The sequence below is a fragment of the Streptomyces sp. NPDC028928 genome (assembly GCF_055564915.1).
Genome location: NZ_JBVHVI010000008.1, coordinates 172,599 through 195,540, shown reverse-complemented (window position 1 = coordinate 195,540; position 22,942 = coordinate 172,599). Strand labels below are relative to the sequence as shown.

General features: G+C 69.5%; 26 protein-coding genes. 14 read left to right on the top strand and 12 right to left on the bottom strand.

The genetic code is table 11. The annotated features are described in order from the left end of the window. Positions 1-69: 69 nt before the first annotated feature. Together rpsR and rplI are read left to right on the top strand one after the other, a co-directional pair. Entirely contained in the window at positions 70-306 is a 237-nt protein-coding gene (gene rpsR / locus ACZ4U1_RS20725; protein ID WP_003949403.1) for a 30S ribosomal protein S18, read from the top strand. A 17-nt stretch (positions 307-323) separates the two neighbouring features. After that, positions 324-770, top strand: a complete 447-nt coding sequence (gene rplI, locus ACZ4U1_RS20720) for a 50S ribosomal protein L9 (protein WP_189296665.1) — start codon at positions 324-326, stop codon at positions 768-770. 146 nt (positions 771-916) lie between these two features. Here the strand turns inward: rplI and ACZ4U1_RS20715 are convergent, their stop codons facing one another. Continuing rightward, entirely contained in the window at positions 917-2,254 is a 1,338-nt protein-coding gene (locus ACZ4U1_RS20715; protein WP_467904981.1) for an MATE family efflux transporter, read from the bottom strand. A gap of 482 nt (positions 2,255-2,736) precedes the next feature. Between ACZ4U1_RS20715 and dnaB the strand changes: the two genes are divergently transcribed. Next, a complete protein-coding gene (dnaB, locus tag ACZ4U1_RS20710) occupies positions 2,737-4,215 on the top strand; it encodes a replicative DNA helicase (RefSeq protein ID WP_467904980.1) in 1,479 nt (492 codons plus the stop codon). A gap of 260 nt (positions 4,216-4,475) precedes the next feature. On the opposite strand, the gene ACZ4U1_RS20705 is transcribed toward dnaB, so the two are convergent. Continuing rightward, positions 4,476-4,883, bottom strand: a complete 408-nt coding sequence (locus ACZ4U1_RS20705; protein ID WP_467904979.1) for a hypothetical protein — start codon at positions 4,881-4,883, stop codon at positions 4,476-4,478. A 100-nt stretch (positions 4,884-4,983) separates the two neighbouring features. Here ACZ4U1_RS20705 and ACZ4U1_RS20700 point away from each other — a divergent pair, with 100 nt between their 5' ends. The 3 genes from ACZ4U1_RS20700 (at position 4,984) to ACZ4U1_RS20690 (ending at position 7,319) form a co-directional block, all read left to right on the top strand. Next, positions 4,984-5,286, top strand: coding sequence for a hypothetical protein (locus ACZ4U1_RS20700; protein ID WP_467905290.1), 303 nt, complete (start codon positions 4,984-4,986; stop codon positions 5,284-5,286). 39 nt (positions 5,287-5,325) lie between these two features. Further along, complete coding sequence (locus ACZ4U1_RS20695; RefSeq protein WP_467904978.1) at positions 5,326-5,721, top strand: hypothetical protein; 396 nt, start codon at positions 5,326-5,328, stop codon at positions 5,719-5,721. Positions 5,722-5,933: 212 nt separating this feature from the next. Continuing rightward, positions 5,934-7,319, top strand: a complete 1,386-nt coding sequence (locus tag ACZ4U1_RS20690) for a serine hydrolase domain-containing protein (protein WP_467904976.1) — start codon at positions 5,934-5,936, stop codon at positions 7,317-7,319. A gap of 60 nt (positions 7,320-7,379) precedes the next feature. Here the strand turns inward: ACZ4U1_RS20690 and ACZ4U1_RS20685 are convergent, their stop codons facing one another. Together ACZ4U1_RS20685 and ACZ4U1_RS20680 are read right to left on the bottom strand one after the other, a co-directional pair. Then, positions 7,380-7,832, bottom strand: coding sequence for a GNAT family N-acetyltransferase (locus ACZ4U1_RS20685; protein WP_467904974.1), 453 nt, complete (start codon positions 7,830-7,832; stop codon positions 7,380-7,382). A gap of 9 nt (positions 7,833-7,841) precedes the next feature. After that, complete coding sequence (locus tag ACZ4U1_RS20680; protein WP_467904972.1) at positions 7,842-8,300, bottom strand: MarR family winged helix-turn-helix transcriptional regulator; 459 nt, start codon at positions 8,298-8,300, stop codon at positions 7,842-7,844. 145 nt (positions 8,301-8,445) lie between these two features. On the opposite strand from ACZ4U1_RS20680, the gene ACZ4U1_RS20675 reads away from it, so the two are divergent. After that, a complete protein-coding gene (locus ACZ4U1_RS20675; protein WP_467904971.1) occupies positions 8,446-9,654 on the top strand; it encodes an MFS transporter in 1,209 nt (402 codons plus the stop codon). Positions 9,655-9,757: 103 nt separating this feature from the next. Continuing rightward, positions 9,758-10,177, top strand: a complete 420-nt coding sequence (locus ACZ4U1_RS20670; RefSeq protein ID WP_467904969.1) for a GlcG/HbpS family heme-binding protein — start codon at positions 9,758-9,760, stop codon at positions 10,175-10,177. 72 nt (positions 10,178-10,249) lie between these two features. Here the strand turns inward: ACZ4U1_RS20670 and ACZ4U1_RS20665 are convergent, their stop codons facing one another. Further along, positions 10,250-11,116 (bottom strand): GNAT family N-acetyltransferase, encoded by an 867-nt coding sequence (locus ACZ4U1_RS20665; protein ID WP_467904968.1) that lies wholly within the window; start codon positions 11,114-11,116, stop codon positions 10,250-10,252. Positions 11,117-11,266: 150 nt separating this feature from the next. Here ACZ4U1_RS20665 and ACZ4U1_RS20660 point away from each other — a divergent pair, with 150 nt between their 5' ends. Then, complete coding sequence (locus tag ACZ4U1_RS20660; RefSeq protein WP_467904966.1) at positions 11,267-11,899, top strand: HAD family hydrolase; 633 nt, start codon at positions 11,267-11,269, stop codon at positions 11,897-11,899. An 89-nt stretch (positions 11,900-11,988) separates the two neighbouring features. Here ACZ4U1_RS20660 and ACZ4U1_RS20655 read toward each other — a convergent pair whose 3' ends face one another. The 5 genes from ACZ4U1_RS20655 to ACZ4U1_RS20635 form a co-directional block, all read right to left on the bottom strand. After that, on the bottom strand, positions 11,989-12,471 hold the full coding sequence (locus tag ACZ4U1_RS20655; RefSeq protein WP_059250007.1) for an NUDIX hydrolase: 483 nt from the start codon (positions 12,469-12,471) through the stop codon (positions 11,989-11,991). 88 nt (positions 12,472-12,559) lie between these two features. Continuing rightward, positions 12,560-13,465, bottom strand: coding sequence for a LysR family transcriptional regulator (locus tag ACZ4U1_RS20650; protein WP_467904964.1), 906 nt, complete (start codon positions 13,463-13,465; stop codon positions 12,560-12,562). 215 nt (positions 13,466-13,680) lie between these two features. Beyond that, positions 13,681-14,829: a cystathionine gamma-lyase gene (locus ACZ4U1_RS20645; RefSeq protein ID WP_467904962.1), complete on the bottom strand. Its 1,149-nt coding sequence runs from the start codon at positions 14,827-14,829 to the stop codon at positions 13,681-13,683. Beyond that, positions 14,826-15,317: a low molecular weight protein-tyrosine-phosphatase gene (locus tag ACZ4U1_RS20640; RefSeq protein ID WP_467904961.1), complete on the bottom strand. Its 492-nt coding sequence runs from the start codon at positions 15,315-15,317 to the stop codon at positions 14,826-14,828. The genes ACZ4U1_RS20645 and ACZ4U1_RS20640 overlap by 4 nt, the downstream gene beginning before the upstream one ends. A 7-nt stretch (positions 15,318-15,324) precedes the next feature. Beyond that, positions 15,325-15,702, bottom strand: a complete 378-nt coding sequence (locus ACZ4U1_RS20635) for a phage holin family protein (protein WP_201822114.1) — start codon at positions 15,700-15,702, stop codon at positions 15,325-15,327. Positions 15,703-15,806: 104 nt separating this feature from the next. On the opposite strand from ACZ4U1_RS20635, the gene ACZ4U1_RS20630 reads away from it, so the two are divergent. The 4 genes from ACZ4U1_RS20630 (at position 15,807) to ACZ4U1_RS20615 (ending at position 18,156) form a co-directional block, all read left to right on the top strand. Continuing rightward, positions 15,807-16,124, top strand: a complete 318-nt coding sequence (locus tag ACZ4U1_RS20630) for a cupin domain-containing protein (RefSeq protein WP_208033166.1) — start codon at positions 15,807-15,809, stop codon at positions 16,122-16,124. Positions 16,125-16,256: 132 nt separating this feature from the next. Next, complete coding sequence (locus ACZ4U1_RS20625) at positions 16,257-16,469, top strand: DUF5326 family protein (RefSeq protein ID WP_397644479.1); 213 nt, start codon at positions 16,257-16,259, stop codon at positions 16,467-16,469. A 196-nt stretch (positions 16,470-16,665) separates the two neighbouring features. Next, positions 16,666-17,619, top strand: a complete 954-nt coding sequence (locus ACZ4U1_RS20620) for an IclR family transcriptional regulator (RefSeq protein WP_467904958.1) — start codon at positions 16,666-16,668, stop codon at positions 17,617-17,619. Between the two features lie 99 nt (positions 17,620-17,718). Beyond that, complete coding sequence (locus ACZ4U1_RS20615; RefSeq protein WP_467904956.1) at positions 17,719-18,156, top strand: SsgA family sporulation/cell division regulator; 438 nt, start codon at positions 17,719-17,721, stop codon at positions 18,154-18,156. 114 nt (positions 18,157-18,270) lie between these two features. Here ACZ4U1_RS20615 and ACZ4U1_RS20610 read toward each other — a convergent pair whose 3' ends face one another. After that, positions 18,271-19,782 (bottom strand): YibE/F family protein, encoded by a 1,512-nt coding sequence (locus ACZ4U1_RS20610; protein ID WP_467905288.1) that lies wholly within the window; start codon positions 19,780-19,782, stop codon positions 18,271-18,273. Positions 19,783-20,032: 250 nt separating this feature from the next. Between ACZ4U1_RS20610 and thiC the strand changes: the two genes are divergently transcribed. Then, positions 20,033-21,817 (top strand): phosphomethylpyrimidine synthase ThiC, encoded by a 1,785-nt coding sequence (gene thiC / locus ACZ4U1_RS20605; RefSeq protein WP_467904954.1) that lies wholly within the window; start codon positions 20,033-20,035, stop codon positions 21,815-21,817. A gap of 126 nt (positions 21,818-21,943) precedes the next feature. On the opposite strand, the gene ACZ4U1_RS20600 is transcribed toward thiC, so the two are convergent. After that, entirely contained in the window at positions 21,944-22,807 is an 864-nt protein-coding gene (locus ACZ4U1_RS20600; protein ID WP_467904953.1) for a hypothetical protein, read from the bottom strand. Positions 22,808-22,942 lie beyond the last annotated feature (135 nt).

The following is a 22,942-nucleotide window of genomic DNA, read 5'->3' as shown; positions in this document are numbered from 1 at the left end:
GGCCCTCCGGGCCGGTCCGGGTCGAGGGCGGGTCGTACCCCAACTTCTTGATCACACAGGAGAAACACCATGGCGAAGCCGCCTGTGCGCAAGCCGAAGAAGAAGGTCTGCGCTTTCTGTAAGGACAAGGTCACGTACGTGGACTACAAGGACACGAACATGCTGCGGAAGTTCATTTCCGACCGCGGCAAGATCCGTGCCCGCCGCGTGACCGGCAACTGCACGCAGCACCAGCGTGACGTCGCCACGGCCGTCAAGAACAGCCGTGAGATGGCGCTGCTGCCCTACACGTCCACCGCGCGATAAGGGAGGGTGACCGACTCATGAAGATCATCCTCACCCACGAGGTCTCCGGCCTCGGTGCCGCGGGCGACGTCGTCGACGTCAAGGACGGTTACGCTCGCAACTACCTGATCCCGCGGAAGTTCGCTATCCGCTGGACCAAGGGTGGCGAGAAGGACGTCGAGCAGATCCGTCGTGCTCGCAAGATCCACGAGATCCAGACCATCGAGCAGGCCAACCAGGTGAAGGCCCAGCTCGAGGGCGTCAAGGTCCGCCTGGCCGTCCGCTCCGGCGACTCCGGCCGTCTCTTCGGTTCCGTCACCCCGGCCGACATCGCGTCCGCGATCAAGGCTTCCGGTGGCCCCGAGGTCGACAAGCGCCGCATCGAGCTGTCCGCTCCGATCAAGACCCTGGGCGCCCACGAGACGTCCGTGCGTCTGCACCCCGAGGTTGCCGCCAAGGTCAACATCGAGGTCGTCGCGGCCTGATCGCCGCGTGATCGCTGCGCTCGCTTGAGCCAGTGAAAGGGGCCGCATCCTTCGGGGTGCGGCCCCTTTCCCCTGCACGCTCCATGTGAAGGCGCCTTCCCTGGAGGCATGTTTCACGTGAAACGGTCAGCGGGTCCGGGAAACGGTCAGCGGCTCGCGCCCGTCACGATCCAGCGGCCCGAGCGGGCCCGAAGCCAGAGGGTCAGCAGGCGGATCGTCATCATCAGCGTCATCGCCGCCCAGAGTGCGGTGAGCCCGCCGCCGAGCGTGGGGACGAGCAGGGCCACGGGAGCGAACACCGCCAGGGTGACGACCATGGCCCAGGCCAGATAGGGGCCGTCGCCCGCGCCCATCAGGACCCCGTCCAGGACGAAGACGATCCCGCAGACGGGCTGCGAGAGTGCCACGAGCAGCAGGGCGGGCAACGCGGCGTCCTTCACCCCGGAGTCACTGGTGAACAGCGGCAGGAAGAGCGGCCGAGCGGCCACCACGATCAGGCCCAGTACGACCCCGGTCGCGATGCCCCACTGGATCATGCGACGGCAGGCCTGGCGTGCCCCCTGGGCGTCGTCCGCGCCGAGACAGCGGCCGATGATGGCCTGACCCGCGATCGCTATCGCATCGAGCGCGAAGGCGAGCAGGCTCCACAGCGACAGGACGATCTGGTGTGCGGCGATGTCGGCGTCACCGAGATGTGCGGCGACCGCGGTGGCGATCATCAGGATCGCTCGGAGGGAGAGCGTGCGGACCAGGAGCGGGACACCGGCCTGGGCCGAGGCCCGGATGCCGGCGGCGTCGGGCCGGAGGGAGGCACCGTGCCGACGGGCCCCGCGCACGACGACGGTGAGATAGACGGCTGCCATGCCACACTGCGCGATGACCGTGCCCCAGGCCGAACCGGCGATGCCGAGCCCGGCGCCGTAGACGAGGCCCGCGTTGAGGACGGCGTTGGCGATGAAGCCGGCGACGGCGACGTAGAGCGGGGTCCTGGTGTCCTGCAGGCCGCGCAGCACTCCGGTCGCCGCCAGGACGATGAGCATGGCGGGGATACCCAGTGCGGAGATCCGCAGATACGTGGTGGCGTAGGGGCTCGCGGTCGTGGAGGCGCCGAAGAGGTCCACGATGCCGGGGGCCAGGGGCAGGACGACGGCGATGACGGCGAGGCCGAGCAGCAGCGCCAGCCAGATGCCGTCCATGCCCTGGCGGATGGCCGCCGGAAGATCACCAGCGCCGACGCGGCGGGCCACGGCGGCCGTGGTGGCGTAGGCGAGGAAGACGAAGACGCTCACGGCGGTGGTGAGCAGCGCCGAGGCGACGCCGAGACCGGCGAGCTGAGCGGTCCCGAGATGGCCGACGATCGCGCTGTCCGCCATGACGAAGAGAGGCTCGGCGACGAGCGCGCCGAAGGCCGGGACGGCCAGCGCGACGATTTCTCGGTCGTGCTGCCGCCGGGTGGCCTTGGGGATCTCTGGAGCCTGTGTCATGAGCATCAATCTAATCGTCCACAGGTAAGTGATGCAACCGCACAGTGCTCCTTACTTTTCGTCTCGGGCCGTGTCCTTTCGGGCACCGTTCGAAGCGATCTTGGCCCGACTGGGGAAGTTTTTTCTCTGCACAGCCGGTGGATCATAAACATGCAGGTCAGCGCCTTGTTGGCGAGGGGATCGAGGGCTTGTTCACAGGGCTTTCCACCGGGTCGTGCACAGGTTTCGCCGAGTTCTCCACAGCATCGGGCCGGTCGTCCACATGGCCTGTGGATAACCAGATTGGCTGACGGTGCCGACGGGCCTACGGTTGTCCGGCGCCCGCTCCTTCCCCCGGTCCGGCAAGCATCCTTCTTCCGGGCGGGGAATCGTCACAAATCCGACGTCGCAAGAACCGGAGCTGGGCGTCTCAGTTGTCAGTGTCGTGCCGTACAAAAGAGGCCACGGCGAGGTCCGCCGTGCGGACGGGAGGAGGTGGCTCGGTGAGCATTTCCGAGCCCTTGGACGATCCGTGGGCCGACAGCGGACCCAGTGATCGTCTGCCGGCCTCCCGTCGGCGCGGTGACGGCGGCCGGGGTCGTGACGAGCAGCACGACCGGGGCCGGGACAACAGCGCCTGGGACGGCGGAGGTTCGTCCTTCGAGCGGGTGCCGCCCCAGGACCTGGACGCCGAGCAGTCGGTCCTCGGCGGCATGCTGCTGTCGAAGGACGCCATCGCTGACGTCGTGGAGATCCTCAAGGGCCACGACTTCTACAAGCCCGCGCACGAGACGATCTACCAGGCCATCCTGGACGTCTACGCCAAGGGCGAGCCGGCCGACCCGATCACCATCGCCGCCGAACTCACCAAGCGCGGCGAGATCAACAAGGTCGGCGGCGCCGCGTATCTGCACAGCCTCGTCCAGACCGTGCCGACGGCGGCCAACGCCGAGTACTACGCGGAGATCGTCCACGAGCGGGCCGTCCTGCGCCGCCTGGTCGAAGCCGGCACGCGCATCACGCAGATGGGATATGCGGCCGACGGGGACGTGGACGAGATCGTCAACCGCGCCCAGGCCGAGATCTACGCGGTCACCGAGCAGCGCACCAGCGAGGACTACCTCCCGCTCGGCGACATCATGGAAGGCGCCCTCGACGAGATCGAGGCGATCGGCTCGCGCAGCGGCGAGATGACGGGCGTGCCCACCGGGTTCACCGACTTCGACTCGCTGACGAACGGCCTCCACCCGGGCCAGATGATCGTCATCGCGGCCCGTCCTGCCATGGGTAAGTCGACCCTCGCCCTGGACTTCGCGCGGGCCGCCTCCATCAAGCACAACCTCCCGAGCGTCATCTTCTCGCTCGAAATGGGCCGCAACGAGATCGCGATGCGTCTGCTGTCCGCTGAGGCCCGGGTCGCCCTGCATCACATGCGGTCCGGCACGATGACCGACGAGGACTGGACGCGGCTCGCCCGCCGGATGCCGGACGTGTCGGCCGCGCCGCTCTACATCGATGACTCCCCGAACCTGTCGATGATGGAGATCCGGGCCAAGTGCCGGCGCCTCAAGCAGCGCAACGACCTGAAGCTGGTCGTCATCGACTACCTCCAGCTGATGCAGTCCGGTGGTTCCAAGCGCGCCGAGAGCCGTCAGCAGGAGGTCTCGGACATGTCCCGTAACCTCAAGCTGCTCGCGAAGGAGCTCGAGATTCCGGTCATCGCGCTCTCCCAGCTCAACCGTGGCCCCGAGCAGCGCACCGACAAGAAGCCGATGGTCTCCGACCTGCGTGAGTCCGGCTCCATCGAGCAGGACGCCGACATGGTCATCCTGCTGCACCGCGAGGACGCCTACGAGAAGGAGTCCCCGCGCGCGGGTGAGGCCGACCTGATCGTCGCCAAGCACCGAAACGGTCCGACGGCCACCATCACGGTGGCGTTCCAGGGCCACTACTCCCGCTTCGTGGACATGGCCCAGACCTGATCCGCCGGGCTGTAGGGTCTCAGATTTCGTGGCCAAATCTCACGAGCGATGGCCAAGCGATGGCACATCTGACACGAATCTGAGACTGGCAGGTCAAGTCGCTCACTCGTATGGGTGATCGGGCTCTACACGTTCACCCTCGCGCAGATCAACCGGATCGAACGAGAGCTCGGCGGACCACTGCTGGTCAGAGCCGAACGCGGCCGACCCATGACACTGACTCCCTTGGGGAGGAGAGTGCTCAGGGCGATTCGCAGGTCTCAAGATGGTGCGGGGTCATGAAATCCGAAGTTCACCGGGGCGGAAAGGCGATGAAAGGCTCCGTCGAACTCTCCCGACGCAAGCAGCTTGGCGATCACACCCGCCATGCCTTGGATGCCAGGGTCGCGAACGATCAGCCCGTCCGAGCACCAGAAGCACCGGCCCCCTGCCGCTTCTCCGGTCCCCTCCCACTTCCTCATCAGCCGATCCACCTCGGCGAGGGTGAAGATCGTCGCACTCCAGCGAGAGCCATCGGGAAGGTGAACCTCGACATCCACATTGCAGACCTCATCGAGCACCTCGTCAGGGCTCGGGAGGAACAGAGCCTCGAACCCTTCGGCGAGGACACGGTAATAGGGGCCGTCCCATCCGGCGCCGGTCTGCAGTTCGCTCGTCGTCGTGGTCACAGCAGGAGCATCCCAGTAGTCCAGATGACGATCCACAGGAATTGGACACCGCAGCGGCTGGCGCGCAGACCGCCGCCATCATGGGCTCGTGAAGACATGGATGCGCTGTTACTGGGACGAGGAAGACACCTGGTTTTACTTCGAGGTCGACGCCGACGGCTGGGTGATCCGGCAGGTCGAACTGGAAGGGTCTCAGCTGGTCCCGATCGCAGCCGCATCCCTCGCCGAGTGGCAGCGGGCCCGCGACGCGGGCCGTCTCGATGAGTACGACAGCAGGTTCGGGATCACAGCCGAGCTGCCCATCTCGGAATGGGAAGGCCACGACCCCGAACGACTCACCTGCGAAGAGTTCGAGGAAGTCTGGGGCCCTGCCCGTCGCCAGATCGCATCCCGGCCCTGCTGACCGCTCGGCCCCGCGGAAGCTTCTTGGCATCATCGCGACATGACCCCGACCCTTCCCCGCACCGTCCGAGCCGTCGACACCGCTCAGCTCCTGGACCTGGCCCAGGAGGCCGCCATGCATGGCTTCAGCCAGCGGCTTCCGGTCGACTGGCTACGAGAGCACCTCGCCGCAGAGGCGACGCACTACCTGTTCCCGACACTCGTGCAGCGGCTCACGCACCGCCCCGAGGTGCCGCTGCAGTGGAGGTGCCAGCAACTACTGACCGTCAACACCGGCGAACAGATCTGGGGTCTCCTCGACGTCCTTCCCAACACCTTCGACAAGATCCCGGAGACCTTGGACACGGCGTCCAAGAAGGACATCGTCAGCCGCATCGAGCGAGCAGTAACCGTGCGCGAGTGGATGGAACGGATGGGGGTTGAAGCGGGTTCGTGACGCCCCTCGGCAGCGGTGCAGCCTGCCGGACAGTCTGGGGAAATGACACCGATCTGAGACAGCCGCCTGCCGACACGTCGTGAGACTGGAGAGGGACGTCCAGGTCACAGCGCCGGCACATGACACCGAAAGCGAGAACCTACAGCCGGGCCCGGCGCCTGTGCACGGCAAATGGATTCGACGCCCGCCTCCGTACCAGGTGGACTGGGCCCATGACGACAACTCAGGAAGCGCTGCTCCCCGGGACCCGCCGCGCCCTGCTGCACCGCATCGCCGTCGCGCAGACCGAAGGACGTGCTCCGTCCCTGGTCGCCGCCGTCGTACGGGACGGGCAGGCGGTCTGGCACGGGGCGCGGACCTCGGTGGACGGGCACGGACCGGACGAGACCGTGCAGTACCGGATCGGGTCCATCACCAAGACCTTCACCGCCGTCCTGGTGATGCGGCTGCGTGACGAGGGTCTGCTCGATCTCGGTGATCCGCTGGAGAAGCATCTGCCAGGAACGGGTGTGGGGGAGGCGACGATCGCTGAACTGCTCGCCCACACTGCGGGGTTGGCGGCCGAATCTCCGTCACCCTGGTGGGAGCGGACGCCCGGTTCCCTGCGGCCCGGGTTGAGCGATGTGCTCGGGGAACAGCCCCTGGTGCATCCCGTCGGTCGACGGCACCACTACTCCAACCCCGGCTACACCGTGCTCGGCGCCCTGGTGGAGGAGGTGCGCGGCGCTCCCTGGGAGGAGGTGCTGCACGGCGAGATCCTGGAGCCGCTGGGACTGCACCGGACGAGCGCACAGCCGGTGTCCCCGCACGCGGGCGGCTGGGCCGTGCACCCGTGGGCCGACGCGATGCTCCCCGAGCCGCTGGAGGACCTGGGCCGGATGGCGCCGGCCGGTCAGCTCTGGTCGACCACCGGGGACCTGGCACGGTTCGCCGCGTTTCTGGTCCGCGGGGACGACCGGGTCCTGAGCGCGGAGTCGGTCCGGGAGATGCGCACCCCGGCGGCGCCCGCAGAGGCCGCGGACGTGCTGGACGGAGCCGCGTACGGCCTGGGAATGCAGATCCAGCGCCGGGACGGCCGGCTGCTCGTCGGGCACTCCGGGTCCCTGCCGGGCTTTCTGGCGAACGTCACCATCAGCGTGGAAGACGACGTGGCGGCGGTGGTACTCGCCAACTGCACCAGCGGCCTGCTGGTGGGGGCCGTGGGAGCGGATCTGGTCCGGATCGTCGCGGAGGCGGAGCCACGGATCCCCGAACCGTGGCGGCCGCTGCCCGAGGTCGATCCGACGGTGCTGGAGCTGGTGGGCCAGTGGTACTGGGGCACGCATGCCTTCGGCCTGCGCGCGACCGCCGACGGCCTTCTCGCGCTGGCACCCCTGGCGGGCGGCGGCCGCAGGGCCAGGTTCCGGGCGAACGGCGACGGCACCTGGACGGGACTGGAGGGCTATTACGCCGGTGAGGTGCTGCGGCCCGTACGGCGCCAGGACGGGTCCCTGAGCCATCTCGATCTCGGCTCGTTCGTGTTCACCCGACAGCCGTACGAGCCCGAGTCCGCGGTGCCCGGGGGCGTGGACCCGGAGGGCTGGCGGGGCATCGGCTAGCCCGTAGGCCGCAGGGGTGTGTTTCACGTGAAACACACCCCCCTGCCTCTTTCCGGAGGGTCAAAGGGGCAGCTTGAAGCCCTCGTGCGAGGCTGTGAAGCCCAGCCGCTCGTAGAAGCGGTGGGCGTCGGTGCGCGTCTTGTCGGACGTCAGTTGCACCATCCGGCAGTCGAGCCGCCGGGCGGTGTCGATCGCCCACTCGATCAGCCGGCCGCCCAGCCCGCTGCCCCGCTCGTCGGCGTGGATGCGCACGGCCTCGATGAGCGCCCGGGTGGCCCCCTTGTGCGAAAGACCCGGGATGATCGTGAGCTGGAGGGTCCCGATCACGCGGCCTTCGCGCACGGCGACGACGAGATGCTGGTTCGGGTCGGCGGCGAGGCATTCCAGGGCGGTCCGGTACGGCGTCAGATCGTCGGGGGACTCGCGCTGGGCACCGAGCGGATCGTCGGCGAGCATGGCGACGATCTCCGGCAGGTCGTCGACGGTCGCGGCGCGTATTTCAAGATCTCCCATGCGCGCACCCTATGCGGGCACGTTCAGCGACTCCACCACGCGGACCAGCGGGGCCAGTTCGGGGTTCCTGGCGGCGTCGTCCAGGGCCTCGCGCAGAGCGGCGTCGTTGGTGGGCCGCGCCTCCTCCAGCAGGCGCAGGCCCGCCGCGGTGACGTTGGTGTAGATGCCGCGCCGGTCGGTGGGGCACAGATAGCGCTCGAGCAGTCCGCGGTCCTCCAGCCGGGTCACCAGGCGCGTGGTGGCGCTCTGGCTCAGTACGACCGCGTCGGCGACCTGCTTCATCTGCAGATGCCCGCCCTCACCGTCGTGCTGCCTGCTGAGCACGTCCAGCAGTGAGTACTCGCGCACGCTCAGATCGTGCTTCGCCTGCAGGGCGCGCTCGATGTGCGCCTCGATCCTCCCGTGCAGCGCAGAGAGGGCGCACCAGCCCTGGGCGAGGGCGGTGAGCGCGGGGTCCGTCGCTGTCATTGGGGTTCTCCTCCGTCCCGGAGCGGCTGCATCACCAGGGTAGAGCACCGCCGCAATAGTCGTCGCTTGCATATAGCCCGCGTCTGCAATTATTGTGAACGAACGCAAAGCGCTCCTGCAATCGTTTGGGAAGGTGTACCCCTTCATGCCTCTCGCGCTTCTGGCCCTCGCGATCGGGGCCTTCGGAATCGGAACGACCGAGTTCGTGATCATGGGCTTGCTGCCCGAGGTCGCGGGCGACTTCGGGGTCTCCATCCCCACGGCGGGCCTGCTCGTGACCGGCTACGCGCTCGGCGTGGTCATCGGTGCCCCCCTGATGACCGTGCTCGGCACCAAGGTTCCGCGCAAGCGGATGCTGATGCTGCTGATGGGCCTGTTCATCGTCGGAAACCTGCTCTCCGCCGTGGCCCCGGCCTTCGCGATCATGCTGGTCGGACGGGTGATCGCCTCGCTCGCCCACGGTGCCTTCTTCGGCATCGGCTCCGTCGTCGCGGCCGAGCTGGTCGCACCCGACAAGAAGGCCGGCGCCATCGCCATGATGTTCACCGGTCTGACCGTCGCCAACGTCGTCGGCGTCCCGCTCGGCACGTTCATCGGGCAGAGCGTCGGCTGGCGCGTCACCTTCGCCGTCGTCGCCGGCCTCGGCGTCATCGGCCTGGCCGGTATCGCCCAGCTCGTCCCCGAGCTGCCGCGGCCGGAGGGCGTGCACCTGCGCCACGAGCTGGCCGCTTTCAAGAACGCCCAGGTCCTGCTCGCCATGGCGATGACCGTCCTCGGCTTCGGCGGTGTCTTCGCGGCCATCACCTACATCGCGCCGATGATGACCCACATCGCCGGGTTCGCCGACGGCTCGGTCACCTGGCTGCTGGTCCTGTTCGGCCTCGGCATGGTCGGCGGCAACCTCATCGGCGGCAAGTTCGCCGACCGCGCCCTGATGCCCATGCTCTACGTGTCCCTGGGCGCCCTGGCCGTCGTCCTGGCGCTCTTCACGCTGACCGCCCACAACAAGATCGCCGCCGCGGTGACCATCACCCTGATCGGTGCGCTGGGCTTCGCCACCGTGCCGCCACTGCAGAAGCGTGTCCTCGACCAGGCGCACGGCGCCCCGACGCTCGCCTCGGCCGTGAACATCGGCGCCTTCAACCTGGGCAACGCCCTGTCCGCCTGGCTCGGCGGCCTGGTGATCGCGGCCGGCCTCGGCTACACGTCCCCCAACTGGGTCGGCGCCGCCCTCGCCACCGCCGCCCTGGTCCTCGCCCTCCTCTCGGCCGCCCTGGAGCGCCGCGACCGTGCGCACGGCACCGTCGTCGCCTCCGGGACGCCGGCCGGGCAGCGGACCCCCGTCCACCACTGAGCCGCCCGCGCCCCGGACGCCTCACCACATCCCCAGACGTCCGTACCGGGCCCCCTCCCGGTACGGCAGCATCCACCCCAGCACCATGCAAGGAGACAGCTCCATGAGCACCACCGCCGTCACCCCGCTCACCACCGAGGACGCCGAGCTGCTCGTCGCCACGGCCCGCCGGGCGGCCGAGGACGCCGGAGTCACCGTCAGCGTCACCGTCCTGGACGCCGGCGGCCATCTGCTCGCCTTCCGCCGGGACGACCGGGCCGTGCTGATCTCCGGTGAGACCAGCACCCGCAAGGCCTACACGGCTCTCCAGCTCAACGCGCCCACCGCCGACCTCGTGGACGCCGTCCAGCCCGGCGGTCTCTTCCACACGCTGCCCACGGCCCTCGACCGGCCCCTGCTGTTCATCGCGGGCGGTATCCCCGTCCACCGCGACGGCCGACTGATCGGTGCGATCGGTGTCGGTGGCGGTACGCCGGAGCAGGACCACGGCTTCGCCGCCGCGGCTGTCCAGGCGCTCGCCTGAGCCACAGCCCGGATCTCCTGACACCGGCCCCGCCGCTTCCGAGCGGTGGGGCCGGCCTGTGTCGTACGAGGGTCAGCCCGCGGCGACCGTCAGGGGTGCGAACCGCCGGGTCCAGTCCCCCGGCAGGTCGGTGATGCCGTAGGTCATCACCGCATTGAAGGCGACGGAGGCCAGCCCTCGCTCCTTCGCCCAGGCCAGCAGCTCCTCATGGCGCACGTCGATGTCGGTGCGCAGGGGACGCTCGGTACGGGCCGCCAGCGAGGTGATCAGCGCCTTGGCGGTCTCCGTGTCCCGGGCGATCAGCGGGCCGACGACATGGGTGTCCATGTTGGGCCACGCGGCCGTGTAGCCGATGAGCCGACCGCCCTCCTCGGCCACCCGCAGCTGATCGGCGAAGGCGGGCAGCCGGGTGATGAGGGGCGTGCGGTCGGTACCGAACACCTCCTCGTCCAGACGCAGGATCGCGGGCAGGTCCTCCGCGGTGGCGGCACGCGTCACCACCGTGGATTCCGGGCCACCGGGCGTGAAGCGGCCCATCAGCATCTCCACCCGGCCCGTCACCTTGAAACCCAGCTCCTCGTAGAGGGGACGGCCGTACGGCGTGGCGTGCAGGGTCAGCGGGGTGGTCCCCATGAGCGACACGACATGCCGCATCAGGCGGCGCCCGATGCCCTGCCGGGCGTGGCGTCCGGCGACCAGAACCATGCCGATGGCGCCGAGATCCGGCCGCTCCCACGCGCCGTACTCCGTGACCACGCACGCGGCGATGAGACCGCCCTCGGGGTCGTCGATTCCGAAGCCCTTCCCGGCCGAGAGCAGAAGGCTCCACTTGTGTTCCTCGCGTGGCCACCCCCGGTCTTCGGACAGGTCGGCGCATGCGGTCAGATCGCGAAGCGTCAGGCGGCGGATGGGCAGAGCGGCGAGGGAAGGAGTTGGCACGCAGGTCAGGCTGTCCGACCGGCACCCCCGCCGTCCACCGGTTTCGATGCGGACGCACGTGCTTTTGGCCAACTCGTGGCCATGCGCACAGCCGATCGGCAGCTGTGGGTGTTTCACGTGAAACATCGGCAGCCGACTAGCCTCAGGGCCATGGCGAGACTTCATCTCTTCGATCTCGACGGCACGTTGCTGCACGGCACCACCGCGCCGGTGGAGATTTCCCGCCAGTTGGGCCTGGAGGCCCAGACGGTGGCACTGGACCGCGCGATCGCGGAGGGGCGGATCGGCCCGCCGGAGTACGCGGCCGAGGTCTACGCCCTCTGGGCCGACCTGACCGAGACGCACGTGCGAGCAGCGTTCGAGGCGGCTCCCTGGCTGGCCCGGATCCGCGAGGTCTGGGCGGAGATCAGAAGCGCGGGCGAGTACTGCGCGGTGGTGTCTCTCTCGCCCTCCTTCTTCGTGGAACTCCTCCTCGACTGGGGCGCCCACGCGGCACATGGATCGCGTTTCCCGGCCGTACCGTTCACCGAGCCTGTCGATCCGTCCGGGGTGCTCAGTGCCGCGGCCAAGGTGATCATCGCGGACCGCCTCTGCGCGGAGTTCGGACTGACCCGGGCCGACTGTGTGGCCTACGGCGACTCGTCGTCGGACAAGGAGCTGTTCGCTGTCGTTCCGGTGTCCGTGGCCGTCAACGCCGATGCCCACCTGACCGGACTCGCGACCCACTCCTACACGGGCCGCGACCTGTGGGATGCCTATGAACTGGTCGGACCGGCCCGGTAATCCGGAGAGAGGACGTCTCCGGGCGCACCGGCCCTCATCTACGGCGCGACGCGGTGGAGGTACTGCTCGTCGGCGCCGGCTGACCGCGCCTACCCGAGATCGGGGGCGTGCATGGCACGCACCCCCTCGATGTTCCCGTCCAGATAGTGGCGCAGGGACAGTGGGACGAGGTGGACGGAGGCGATGCCGACACGGGTGAACGGGACGCGGACGATCTCGTACTCACCGGCCGGCTCGTCCACCTCGGGGCCGTGGCGCAGGGACGGGTCCATGGACTCCAGACGGCAGACGAAGAAGTGCTGCACCTTCACACCAGTGGCCCCGCCGTCCTCACCGATGTGCTCCACCGTGTCCACGAAGCACGGCACCACATCGGTGATCTTGGCGCCGAGTTCCTCGTACACCTCCCGGTGCAGGGCGTCCACGACGGTCGAGTCTCCGGGTTCGACTCCGCCACCGGGCGTGACCCAGTAGGGATCGACACCGGGCTTGGTGCGCTTGATCAGGATCAGGTCGTCACCGTCCAGCAGAACGGCACGGGCGGTGCGCTTGACCACGGGTCGGACGGTCATGGGAGAAATGTGGCCCGGCTGGTTCCACGTGAAACATCGCAAAGCGCCACGACATGACCGCAGTGCGTACGCCCCCGGCCGGTTGGTGTCAGCACCAGTCCGTGGCAGCGCGCCGGAGCCACTCGTGGGCCCGCGCGACAGGAGGCAGAGCGAGCGTGCCGGTCCGCACCACCAGGAAATACGTGCGCAGCGGCGGCACCGCCGGCTCGTGCAGGGTGACGATCGTGCCCCGCTCCAGATCCGGGGCGCACAGGTAGCGGGGCAGGACGGCGAGTCCGGCCCCCGCGATCGCACAGGAGAGCACGGCCCGTAGATCGGGAACGATGACCGTGCCGGTGGCGGCAGGGCGGCAGTCGAAGACGGAGGCCCAGTAGCGCGAGACGAACGGCAGCGACTCGTGGACCTCGACGACGGGCAGGTGTTCCAGGACGGAGGCGCCCTTGCACCGCAGGGCATCCGGGCCGATCCGCTCCGCCCAGCGGGGAGCCGCGACCAGCACATGCTCCTCGTCGCACAGCGGAGTGGCGGTGAGCAGGGCCCCGCGCGGCCGGTCCGTGCTGATGGCGAGATCGTGGTGGCCGCAGGCCAGCCCTTCGAGTACCTCCTCGGCCGTCCCGAACGAGGCCCGCAGCGCGAAGCCCTGGCCGTCGTCGCCGGTCAGCCCGGTGAGCGCGGGCAGAGCACGTTCGGCGGTGAACTCGGGAGGCCCGGCCAGGTGCAGCGTCCGGGCCGAGGACTCGTCGTCCAGCCCGCTCCCGGCTATCTCCACCAGGGCGTCGAGGTGCGGCGCGGCCTTGTGCGCGAGTTCGTCGCCGATGGTCGTCGGGGTCACCCCGCGCGCCTGACGGAGAAAGAGGGGTCTGCCCAGCTGGCGCTCCAGCGTGCGGATCTGCGAGGTGACGGCGGGCTGGGAGAGGCCGAGCAGTGCGGCGGCGCGGGTGAAGGAGCCGGCCCTGTGGACGGTGACGAAGGTCCGCAGCAAGGCCAGATCCATGGCATGCCTCCCCTGTCGCTGCCCCCCTCCGGCCCCAGGCAGGCACCAACTATAAATAAGTCGATAGGTCTCTGTCGCTAGCGTGATTGGACACTGACGCAGAGTCAACTAGCCTTGTTCGCGCGGTCTTTCCCCCATGAAAGCCGCAGACGGTCCGAGCCACGAGGGGGGAGGCTCGGACCGTCCGGACGGCTCGCCGCGCGGACGCGTCGTGCTCACCCGGCGGACTCGTCCAGGGCACGCAGTACGTCGGCCACCAGGTCCTCGGGATCCTCCGCGCCGACGGACATGCGGATGAAGCCCTCCGGGACGTCGTCCCCGCCCCAGCGGCGACGACGCTCGGCGGTGGACCGTACCCCGCCGAAGCTCGTCGCGTCCTCCACCAGCCGCAGGGCCGCGAGGAAGCGCTCGGCACGCGCGCGCGTGGGCAGGGTGAAGGAGACGACACAGCCGAAGCGGCGCATCTGCTGCGCCGCGATCTTGTGCGAGGGATCGTCGGGCAGGCCCGGGTAGCGCAGGTCGGAGACCTCGGGCCGCTGTCGCAGCGCCTCCGCGACCGCGAGGGCCGTGGCGTTCTGCCGGTCGACGCGCAGCTGGAGCGTGGCGATGGACCGGTGCGCGAGCCAGGCCTCCATGGGCCCGGAGATCGCACCGACGATCTTGCGCCAGCGGCGTACGGCGGCCATCGCCTCGGCGTCGCGGCCGGTGACGTAGCCCAGCAGAACATCGCCATGCCCGGTGAGCTGCTTGGTGCCGCTCGCCACGGAGAAGTCGGCGCCCAGCTCCAGCGGACGCTGCCCGAGCGGGGTGGCCAGGGTGTTGTCGACGGCCACCAGGGCGCCACGCGCGTGTGCCGCCTCCGCCAGCCGCCGGATGTCGCACACGTCGAGCCCGGGGTTCGACGGGGACTCGATCCACAGCAGCCGCGCCCCGTCGAGCACCTCCAGCTGGGCGTCACCGCCGGTCGGCGCGGTGCGCACCTCGATGCCGTACGCCTCCAGCTGGGCGCCGACCATCGGCAGCACCTGGTAGCCGTCGGACGGCAGCACGACCGCGTCCCCGGCGCGCAGCTGCGAGAACAGCACGGCGGAGATCGCCGCCATGCCGGAGGCGAAGACCAGCGTCTCGGCGTCCTCCCGCCCGGGCGCCTCCAGCTCGCTGACAGCCCGCTCCAGCAGCGTCCAGGTCGGGTTGTCGTCCCGGCCGTACAGGTACGAGCCCGTCGCCTCGCCGGGCAGGTGGAAGTGTGCCGCGAACACCGGTCCGGGCAGGGTCGGCGCGTGCTTGACCGGCTCGGGCAGCCCCGCCCGTACCGCGCGCGTGCCGTCGCCGGTGCGGCCCTCGTCCTTCGTGGCGTCGCTCATGCGGCCCGTCCTTCCAGTTCTTCCCGTACGGCGGCGAGCAGGCCGGTGCTCGCCGCCTTCACCATCTCAAGGCACTCCTCGAAGCCGTCCCGCCCCCCGTAGTACGGGTCCGGTACGTCGAGGTCGTCGCCGGCGGCGGGGTCGAAGGAACGGAGCAGACGGATCTTGCCCGCGTCCTCCTCGGTGGGCGCGAGGCGGCGCAGGGCCTTGAGATGGCCGGTGTCGAGGGCGATCACGAGGTCGAGGCGGGCGAACCACGACGGCAGGAACTGGCGGGCCGTGTGCTCGCTGTCGTAGCCGTGCTCCTCCAGGACCGAGACCGTGCGCGGGTCGGCGGGCTCGCCCTCGTGCCAGCCGCCGGTACCGGCGCTGTCGGCCGCCACCAGGTCCTCAAGACCGGCCTCCGCCACGCGCGCGCGGAAGACGGATTCGGCCATCGGGGAGCGGCAGATGTTGCCGGTGCACACGAAACAGACGCGATAGGTCATGAAGCGGTCAGTCCTCGTCAGGCAGGACGACGTGCAGCGCCCAGGAGACGACAGAGATGATCAGACCGCCGAGAACGGCCGTCCAGAAACCCTCCACATGGAAACTCAGGTCGAGCTTGCCGCACACCCAGGAGGTCAGCAGCAGCATCAGGGCGTTCACCACCAGGGTGATCAGGCCCAGCGTCAGGATGAAGAGCGGGAAGGTGAGCACCTTCACGATCGGCTTGACCAGCCAGTTGACCAAGCCGAAGATCAACGCGACGACGATCAGCGTGCCGGCCTTCTTGGCGGTGCTGTCACCGGTGAGGGTGATCTTGTCGAGCAGCCATACCGCGACCGCCAGGGCGCCCGCGTTGGCGATCGTCTTGACTACGAAATTCTTCATGTGTCTGATCGTGGCAGACCGGACGGACCCTGGCTGTACGGGCGGCGAGCGGTACGGCGGCGAGCAGCGGAACAGCGAGCAGTGAGGCGAGGGCGGCAGCGGCGATGAAGGCATTCCGGCTGGACGAACTGGAGGCGGAACGCGCCGCCAACGAGGGCGCCTACCTGCAGTTCTTGCGCGAGCGGAACATGTCGGTCGGCCTGTACGCCCTGAACGCGGGCGAGCACGACCCGCAGAAGCCGCACGGCCAGGACGAGGTGTACTTCGTGGTCAGCGGCCGGGCCTCGATCACGGTCGGCCTGGAGACGACCCAGGTGGCGCGGGGCAGCGTCGTGTACGTGCCCGCCGGAGTCGCCCACAAGTTCCACCACATCAGCGAGGACCTCAGGGTGCTCGTGGTGTTCTCTCCGCCCGAGGCGTGAGCCCGGACCCCGGGGTTCCCTAGGGGACGGGTCAGGGGGAGACAGGGGATGCGAGGCCCCCGCGGAGCCCTGCCCGGCCCTAGCATCGAGTGCGTCATACCGACAACGCACGAGACGCAAAGGACGAGGGCGATGCGAGAGATCTTCGCGGGGCTGCCGTGGTGGGTGAAGTGGGTCGCGGTGCCGGTCATCGCCCTGGTCGTGTTCGGCGGCCTGATAGCGAGCGTGGTCGGTTTCGTGATCGGCCTGCTGTTCAAGGTGCTGGTCTTCGTCGCCCTGGTCGGCGGACTGATCTACGTCGTGCGCAAGTTCATGGGGAACTCCTCCTCCCGCAGCGACTGGTGAGGCACCCCGGGAGCCGGTCACCCGTGACGGAGTACCGGTTCCCTCGCGGGAGGGAAGTTTCGCCAGGACCGCATCTGTGCGCGGTGGCGGGCGGTTAGAGTCCGGAACCCCCCGCGGGGCCTGGCCCCGTGGGTGACGCAGACCCCGCCGTGCTCTTCTCCGCACGGGCTCCCCCCTCGCGCTTCGGGAGTGACCCTTGGCCACGGTTGACACCGCACCCGCAGTACCCCACGCACCCCCCGCCCCACCGCGTCCCTGCGCACCCCCCGTCCAGCGCGCGGCCCCGCCGGCTGTTCCCGGCCAGCCGCACGCGGCGGACGTCACCGGCGTCCCGCGCGCCGCGGGCCTCTCCGCGCCACCGCCCGGCGCCGCCCGGCCGGGACCGCCCGCCACCGACGCGCCCACCGCCACGCTCATCGGATCCGTCCAGCGCGCCATGCGCTTGCTGGAGACCGTCGCCGCCCATGCGTACGGCGCCCCCGCCAAACAACTCGCCCGCGAGACCGGCCTCGCGCTCCCCACGGCGTACCACCTGCTGCGCACCCTGGTGCACGAGGGCTATCTGCGCCGGGAGAAGGGGCTGTTCTTCCTCGGGGAGGCCGCGGAGCGGCTGGGCCGCAGCGGGGCGCAGCAGAAACGTCGCAGCACGGTGGCGGACACGCTCGCGCACTGGCGCGATTCCATCGGTGTGCCGGTGTACTACGCGATGTACCGGGACGGCGAGATCGAGGTCATGTGCGTCTCAGCCTCCCGTCAGACGCCCGCGGTGGAGGAGTGGGCGGACTTCCGCGAGACCGGCCATGCGCACGCCATCGGGCAGTGCCTGCTCTCCCAGCTGGACGAGGACGCGCGGCGCGACCACCTCGCCCGCTATCCCGTGCAGCCCCTCACGCCGTACACCGTGCGGGACAACGACGCCCTGTTGCGGCGGCTGGCCAGGACACGGCGCATGGAACCGGTGGTGGAGCGCCAGGAGTACGCGGTCGGCACGGTCTGCGCGGCTATCCCGATCACGGTCGGCACCACCGCGGCCACCATGGCCATCTCCCTCCCCGCCCACCAGGCCGACCGGCTGCTGCCCGCCGCACACCGGCTGCAGGCGGAGATCGGGCGGCATCTGGGGTCACTCACCCTCTCTATCAGTATCTGAAAACTTACTCCTTGTGATCTGTCGTGTACTTTCAGCAAGATTTGTCCACGGTTAGAGGGATCATTCCCGGCCAGTCGATGTCATATGACGGGGTAGGCGATGCGCGAGTCCGTACAGGCAGAAGTCATGATGAGCTTTCTCGTGTCGGAGGAGCTGTCCTTCCGCATCCCAGTGGAGTTGCGCTACGAGACCTGTGATCCCTACGCCGTGCGGCTCACTTTTCATCTGCCCGGTGATGCGCCGGTGACCTGGGCCTTCGGGCGGGAGCTGCTGATCGACGGGGTCGGCCGCCCGTGCGGGGAGGGGGATGTGCACATCGCCCCCGCCGATACCGACGTACTGGGTGAGGTGCTGATCCGGCTTCAGGTGGGCGGCGACCAGGCACTGTTCCGTTCGTCGGCGCCCCCGCTCGTGGCCTTCCTCGATCGCACGGACAAGCTCGTCCCGCTCGGACAGGAGGGGGCGCTGGCCGATTTCGACGCCCATCTGGACGAGGCCCTGGACCGCATCCTGGCCGAGGAACAGAGCGCCGGCTGAAGCGTCAGGGCATGGGGCGGCGGGCGCTCCGCCATGCCGCACGGAACGGCGCAGGAACGCTTCTGCAGAGGACGCCCGGGCTCGCCGTACCGCGGGAGCCAACCCGGGCCGCGCTCACCGCTTACGGCGCCGGCCCCGGCCACCCCGGGCCGGCGCGGGCTGAGCACCGGCGGGCACCCGGGCGTCCGGGCCGGGCCGGTCGGCCGATACGACCAGTGCGGCCAGCGCCGTGGTGACCGGCACCGAGGCGACCAGACCGATCGAGCCCACCAGCGTGCGCACGATCTCCTCCGCCACCAGCTCACTGTTGGCTACGGTCCCCACGCTGCTCTGCGCGATCGAGAACAGCAGCAGCAACGGCAGCGCGGCACCGGCGTAGGCGAGTACCAGGGTGTTGACCACGGACGCGATGTGGTCGCGGCCGATGCGGATGCCCGCCCGGTACAGGCCGCGCCAGCCCATCGACGGGTTGGCCTCGTGCAGCTCCCAGACGGCCGACGTCTGTGTCACCGTCACGTCGTCCAGGACACCGAGCGAACCGATGATGACGCCGGCCAGCAGCAGACCACTCATGTCGATCGACGGATACAGGCCGTGGATCAGGCCGGTGTTGTCGTCCGTGTTGCCGGTCAGCGCGGCCCAGCCGATGAACAGCGAGCCGAGCACACCGATCAGCGAGAGGGAGATCAGCGTGCCGAGCACGGCCACCGATGTGCGGGCCGACAGGCCGTGGCACATGTAGAGGGCGACCAGCATGATGGCGCTCGCTCCGACCACGGCCACCACCAGCGGGTTCGACCCCTGCAGGATCGCCGGCAGGATGAACAGCGTCAGCACCAGGAAGCTCACAGCCAGGGCGATCAGCGCCATGACACCGCGCAGCCGGCCCACCACCACGACGGCCACCGCGAAGATGCCCGCGAGCAGCGCCATGGGGAACTTCCGGTTCAGGTCGGTCACCGCGTACTGCAGTTCCTTGGGGGCCGAGGGCTCGTAGGCGACCACGACCTTCTCGCCCTGACGCAGCTGCCGCGACTGGTCCGGCTGCACGATCTCGGTGAACGTACGGCCCCTGTCCTTGCCGGTGTCGACCCGGACGGTCGCCTTCTTGCAGGTGCCGTCGGCCTGTTGCTGCGCGGAGGAGCCCTCGGCGGTGGACGTGTCGCCGGTCGGGGTGCTGCCGGAGGCGTTCACCGACTTGCAGCTGACCTCGACGACCCGGGTGACCGTGGCCTGCTGGGTCTGCCGGTCGAAGCCGACGCCCGTGCGCTTGTGCGACGGAGCCTGTCCGGGCCAGAGCACCACGAGCCCGACCAGGACCGCCGCGGTGAAGGGGACCAGGACCGCCGCGATGACCTTGCGCAGGTGCTTGGACACGGGGGCGGCGGGCCCGTGGCTGTGGCTGTGGCCGTGCGAGTGACCAGGCCCGTTCGGATCGCCAGGCCCGTTCGAGTGACCGTGGCCGCCTGGATGACCGTGGGCGTCTGGATGACCGTGGCCGTGCGAGCGACCGGGGTCAGGAGCGGCAGCTCGGCCGCCTTCATGGGCGTCGTGGCCGTGTCCGGCGCCGTGCGCCGAGCCGTCCCGGCGGTGCGGTTCGGGTGGCTGGTTGGGGTACTGCTCCATCCTGGTCACCGCCCGATCATCGCAAGAACGGTGGGGGCCCACTGTTCACCGCGCCACAAATGACGCTAGCGTGGAGGCACCTTTGCACACGCGGGAGCTCGGAGCACCGGGCTGAGAGGGCGCTGACCTCCGTACACGCGATGTTTCACGTGGAACAACCGATGTTCCACGGGAAGCCTCGCCAGACGGAAACCGCTGCGTCGACCGCCGAACCTGTTACCGGGTAATGCCGGCGTAGGGAGTAGGTCTCATGACCAACAAGGACGCACGCACGCCTGCCTCCGTTCAGAGCGAGAAGTCGCAGGAGGCCGGGAAGTCCATCGGCTGGCACAAGGCGTACGTCGAGGGGTCGCGCCCCGACCTGCGCGTGCCGGTCCGTCAGGTGCATCTCACCAACGGGCAGTCGGTCACGCTGTACGACACATCGGGCCCGTACACCGATCCACTCGTCGACACGGACGTCCGCCGGGGCCTGCCGCCGCTGCGGGAGAACTGGATCGTCGCCCGCGGCGACACCGAGGAGTACGCGGGCCGTCCGGTCCGTCCCGAGGACGACGGGATCAAGCACACCTCGCCGCGCGGCGGGCTGCGCAATCTGGACGCGGTCTTCCCCGGACGTCCGCGGCAGCCGCGGCGGGGCCGCAACGGCCAGGCGGTGACGCAGCTCGCGTACGCCCGCCGGGGCGAGATCACGCCGGAGATGGAGTTCGTGGCTCTTCGGGAGAACGTCTCACCCGAGGTGGTCCGCGAGGAGATCGCGGCGGGCCGGGCCGTGCTGCCGGCCAACGTCAACCACCCGGAGATCGAGCCGATGATCATCGGCAAGCGGTTCCTGGTGAAGGTCAACGCCAACATCGGCAACTCCGCGGTGACGTCCTCCATCGAGGAGGAGGTCGAGAAGATGACCTGGGCGACCCGCTGGGGCGCCGACACGGTCATGGACCTGTCCACCGGCCGCAACATCCACACCACCCGTGAGTGGGTCCTGCGCAACTCCCCCGTCCCCATCGGCACGGTGCCGCTCTACCAGGCCCTGGAGAAGGTCGACGGCAAGGCCGAGGAACTGACCTGGGAGATCTACAAGGACACCGTCATCGAGCAGGCCGAGCAGGGCGTGGACTACATGACCGTCCACGCGGGCGTCCGGCTGCCGTACGTCCCGCTCACCGCCAACCGCAAGACCGGCATCGTCTCGCGCGGCGGCTCCATCATGGCCGCGTGGTGCCTGGCGCACCACAAGGAATCGTTCCTGTACGAGAACTTCGAGGAACTGTGCGAGATCCTCGCCGCCTACGACGTCACGTACTCGCTGGGCGACGGCCTGCGGCCGGGGTCGATCGCGGACGCCAATGACGAGGCGCAGTTCGCGGAGTTGCGGACGCTCGGGGAACTCAACCGGATCGCCAAGCGTTTCAACGTACAGACGATGATCGAGGGCCCCGGTCACGTCCCGATGCACAAGATCAAGGAGAACATCGACCTTCAGCAGGAGATCTGTGATGAAGCTCCGTTCTATACGCTCGGCCCGCTGACCACGGACGTCGCGCCGGCGTACGACCACATCACCTCCGGCATCGGTGCCGCGATGATCGCCTGGTGGGGCACGGCGATGCTCTGCTACGTCACGCCCAAGGAACACCTGGGCCTGCCCAACCGGGACGACGTCAAGACGGGCGTCATCACCTACAAGATCGCGGCGCACGCGGCGGACCTCGCCAAGGGGCACCCCGGTGCGCAGGAGTGGGACGACGCACTGTCCGACGCCCGCTTCGAGTTCCGCTGGGAGGACCAGTTCAACCTCGCACTGGACCCGGAGACGGCACGGGAGTTCCACGACGAGACCCTGCCGGCCGAGCCCGCCAAGACGGCCCACTTCTGCTCCATGTGCGGCCCGAAGTTCTGCAGCATGAAGATCTCGCAGGACATCCGGCGTGAGCACGGGGGCAGCCGGGTCGAGATCGAGGAGGGCATGGCCCAGAAGTCGAAGGAGTTCGCGGCGGCCGGGAACCGGGTGTATCTCCCGATCGCCGAATGAACGACCCGCGGTGAACTCGCCGCGCCGGCCGACCCGATGGCGGCTGGTGCGGCGCGGGGCGGACGGGCTGGCGGCTGACCGGGTGGGGGTACCACACCGGTTGGCCGCTCGGTCCCGGGGACGGGGCTACTCGGGCTGGTGCTCCGGGCCGCCGAAGTCCGGGCTCGTGTAGTCGGGGCTGGTGTAGCTCGGGCGGCCGGACGCGGTGCCGTCGTCGGGGCTGCTGAAACCGGGGCGGTCGTAGCCCAGGCGCGGTATGCGGCCGGTCGGTGCGGACGGGGCCGGGTGGTGTGCGGCGGCCGGGCCGGGCTCGGCGAGCGCCTCCTGGAGGAAGGGCAGGATGCCGCGCTCCAGCAGGGCACCCCGCCATGCCTCGCGGGCCCTGTCCAGCTCCTCGTGGGCCGTATCCCGTGTCCGGGCGTCCGCCGAGGTGCTGTTGCGCAGGGCGGTGAGCAGCAGGCCGACGGCGGCGATGAGGATCGCCGCCGCGGTCATGGCTCCGAAGACCCAGCCGGTGGTGAGCAGGGTCCGGGCGAGGGTGTGGCCCGGGTCCAGCATCCTCAGGATGTAGCCGACGAGCAGGAAGATCACCGCGGCGGTCCCGGAGAGGACGGGAGCCAGGACGGCGACGACCGCGATGGCGCCCGCTCCGGTGCTCTCCGCGGCACCCCCGAGGGCGTCGGTGAGGCCTTCGGCGGCCGAACCGGGGCTTTCGTCATCGGAGTTGTCGGAGGCGCGCGGTGCGTACGGCGCCGGGTGGCGCAGTTCGTCGCGGAGTGTGACGTAGTGCTGGTACTCGGCCGCCGCGGCTGTCGTGATCAGAGCGGAGGCGTTGAGTGCCATGGTGCGCAGTTGTTCGAGGTTGAGCCGCTGGCCGACAGCGGCCAGTTCCGGTCGGTGCGGTGCGGAGCGCAGCGCCTCATCGAGGAGCCGCTCGAATTCCTGGCGGTCCTCGCTCTGCAGGTGCTGCGGAACGCTGTTCATGTGCATCCCCCGATGCTCCGTAGGGCTTGGGGCTCGCATGGCGGCGAGCCGTCGGGCAGAAACGGAGGGGAGCCTGCTACGGATAAGCCGATGGTAGAGCCGTGACGGCACACGGTGACAGGGGATTGCCGGAAATTGCGT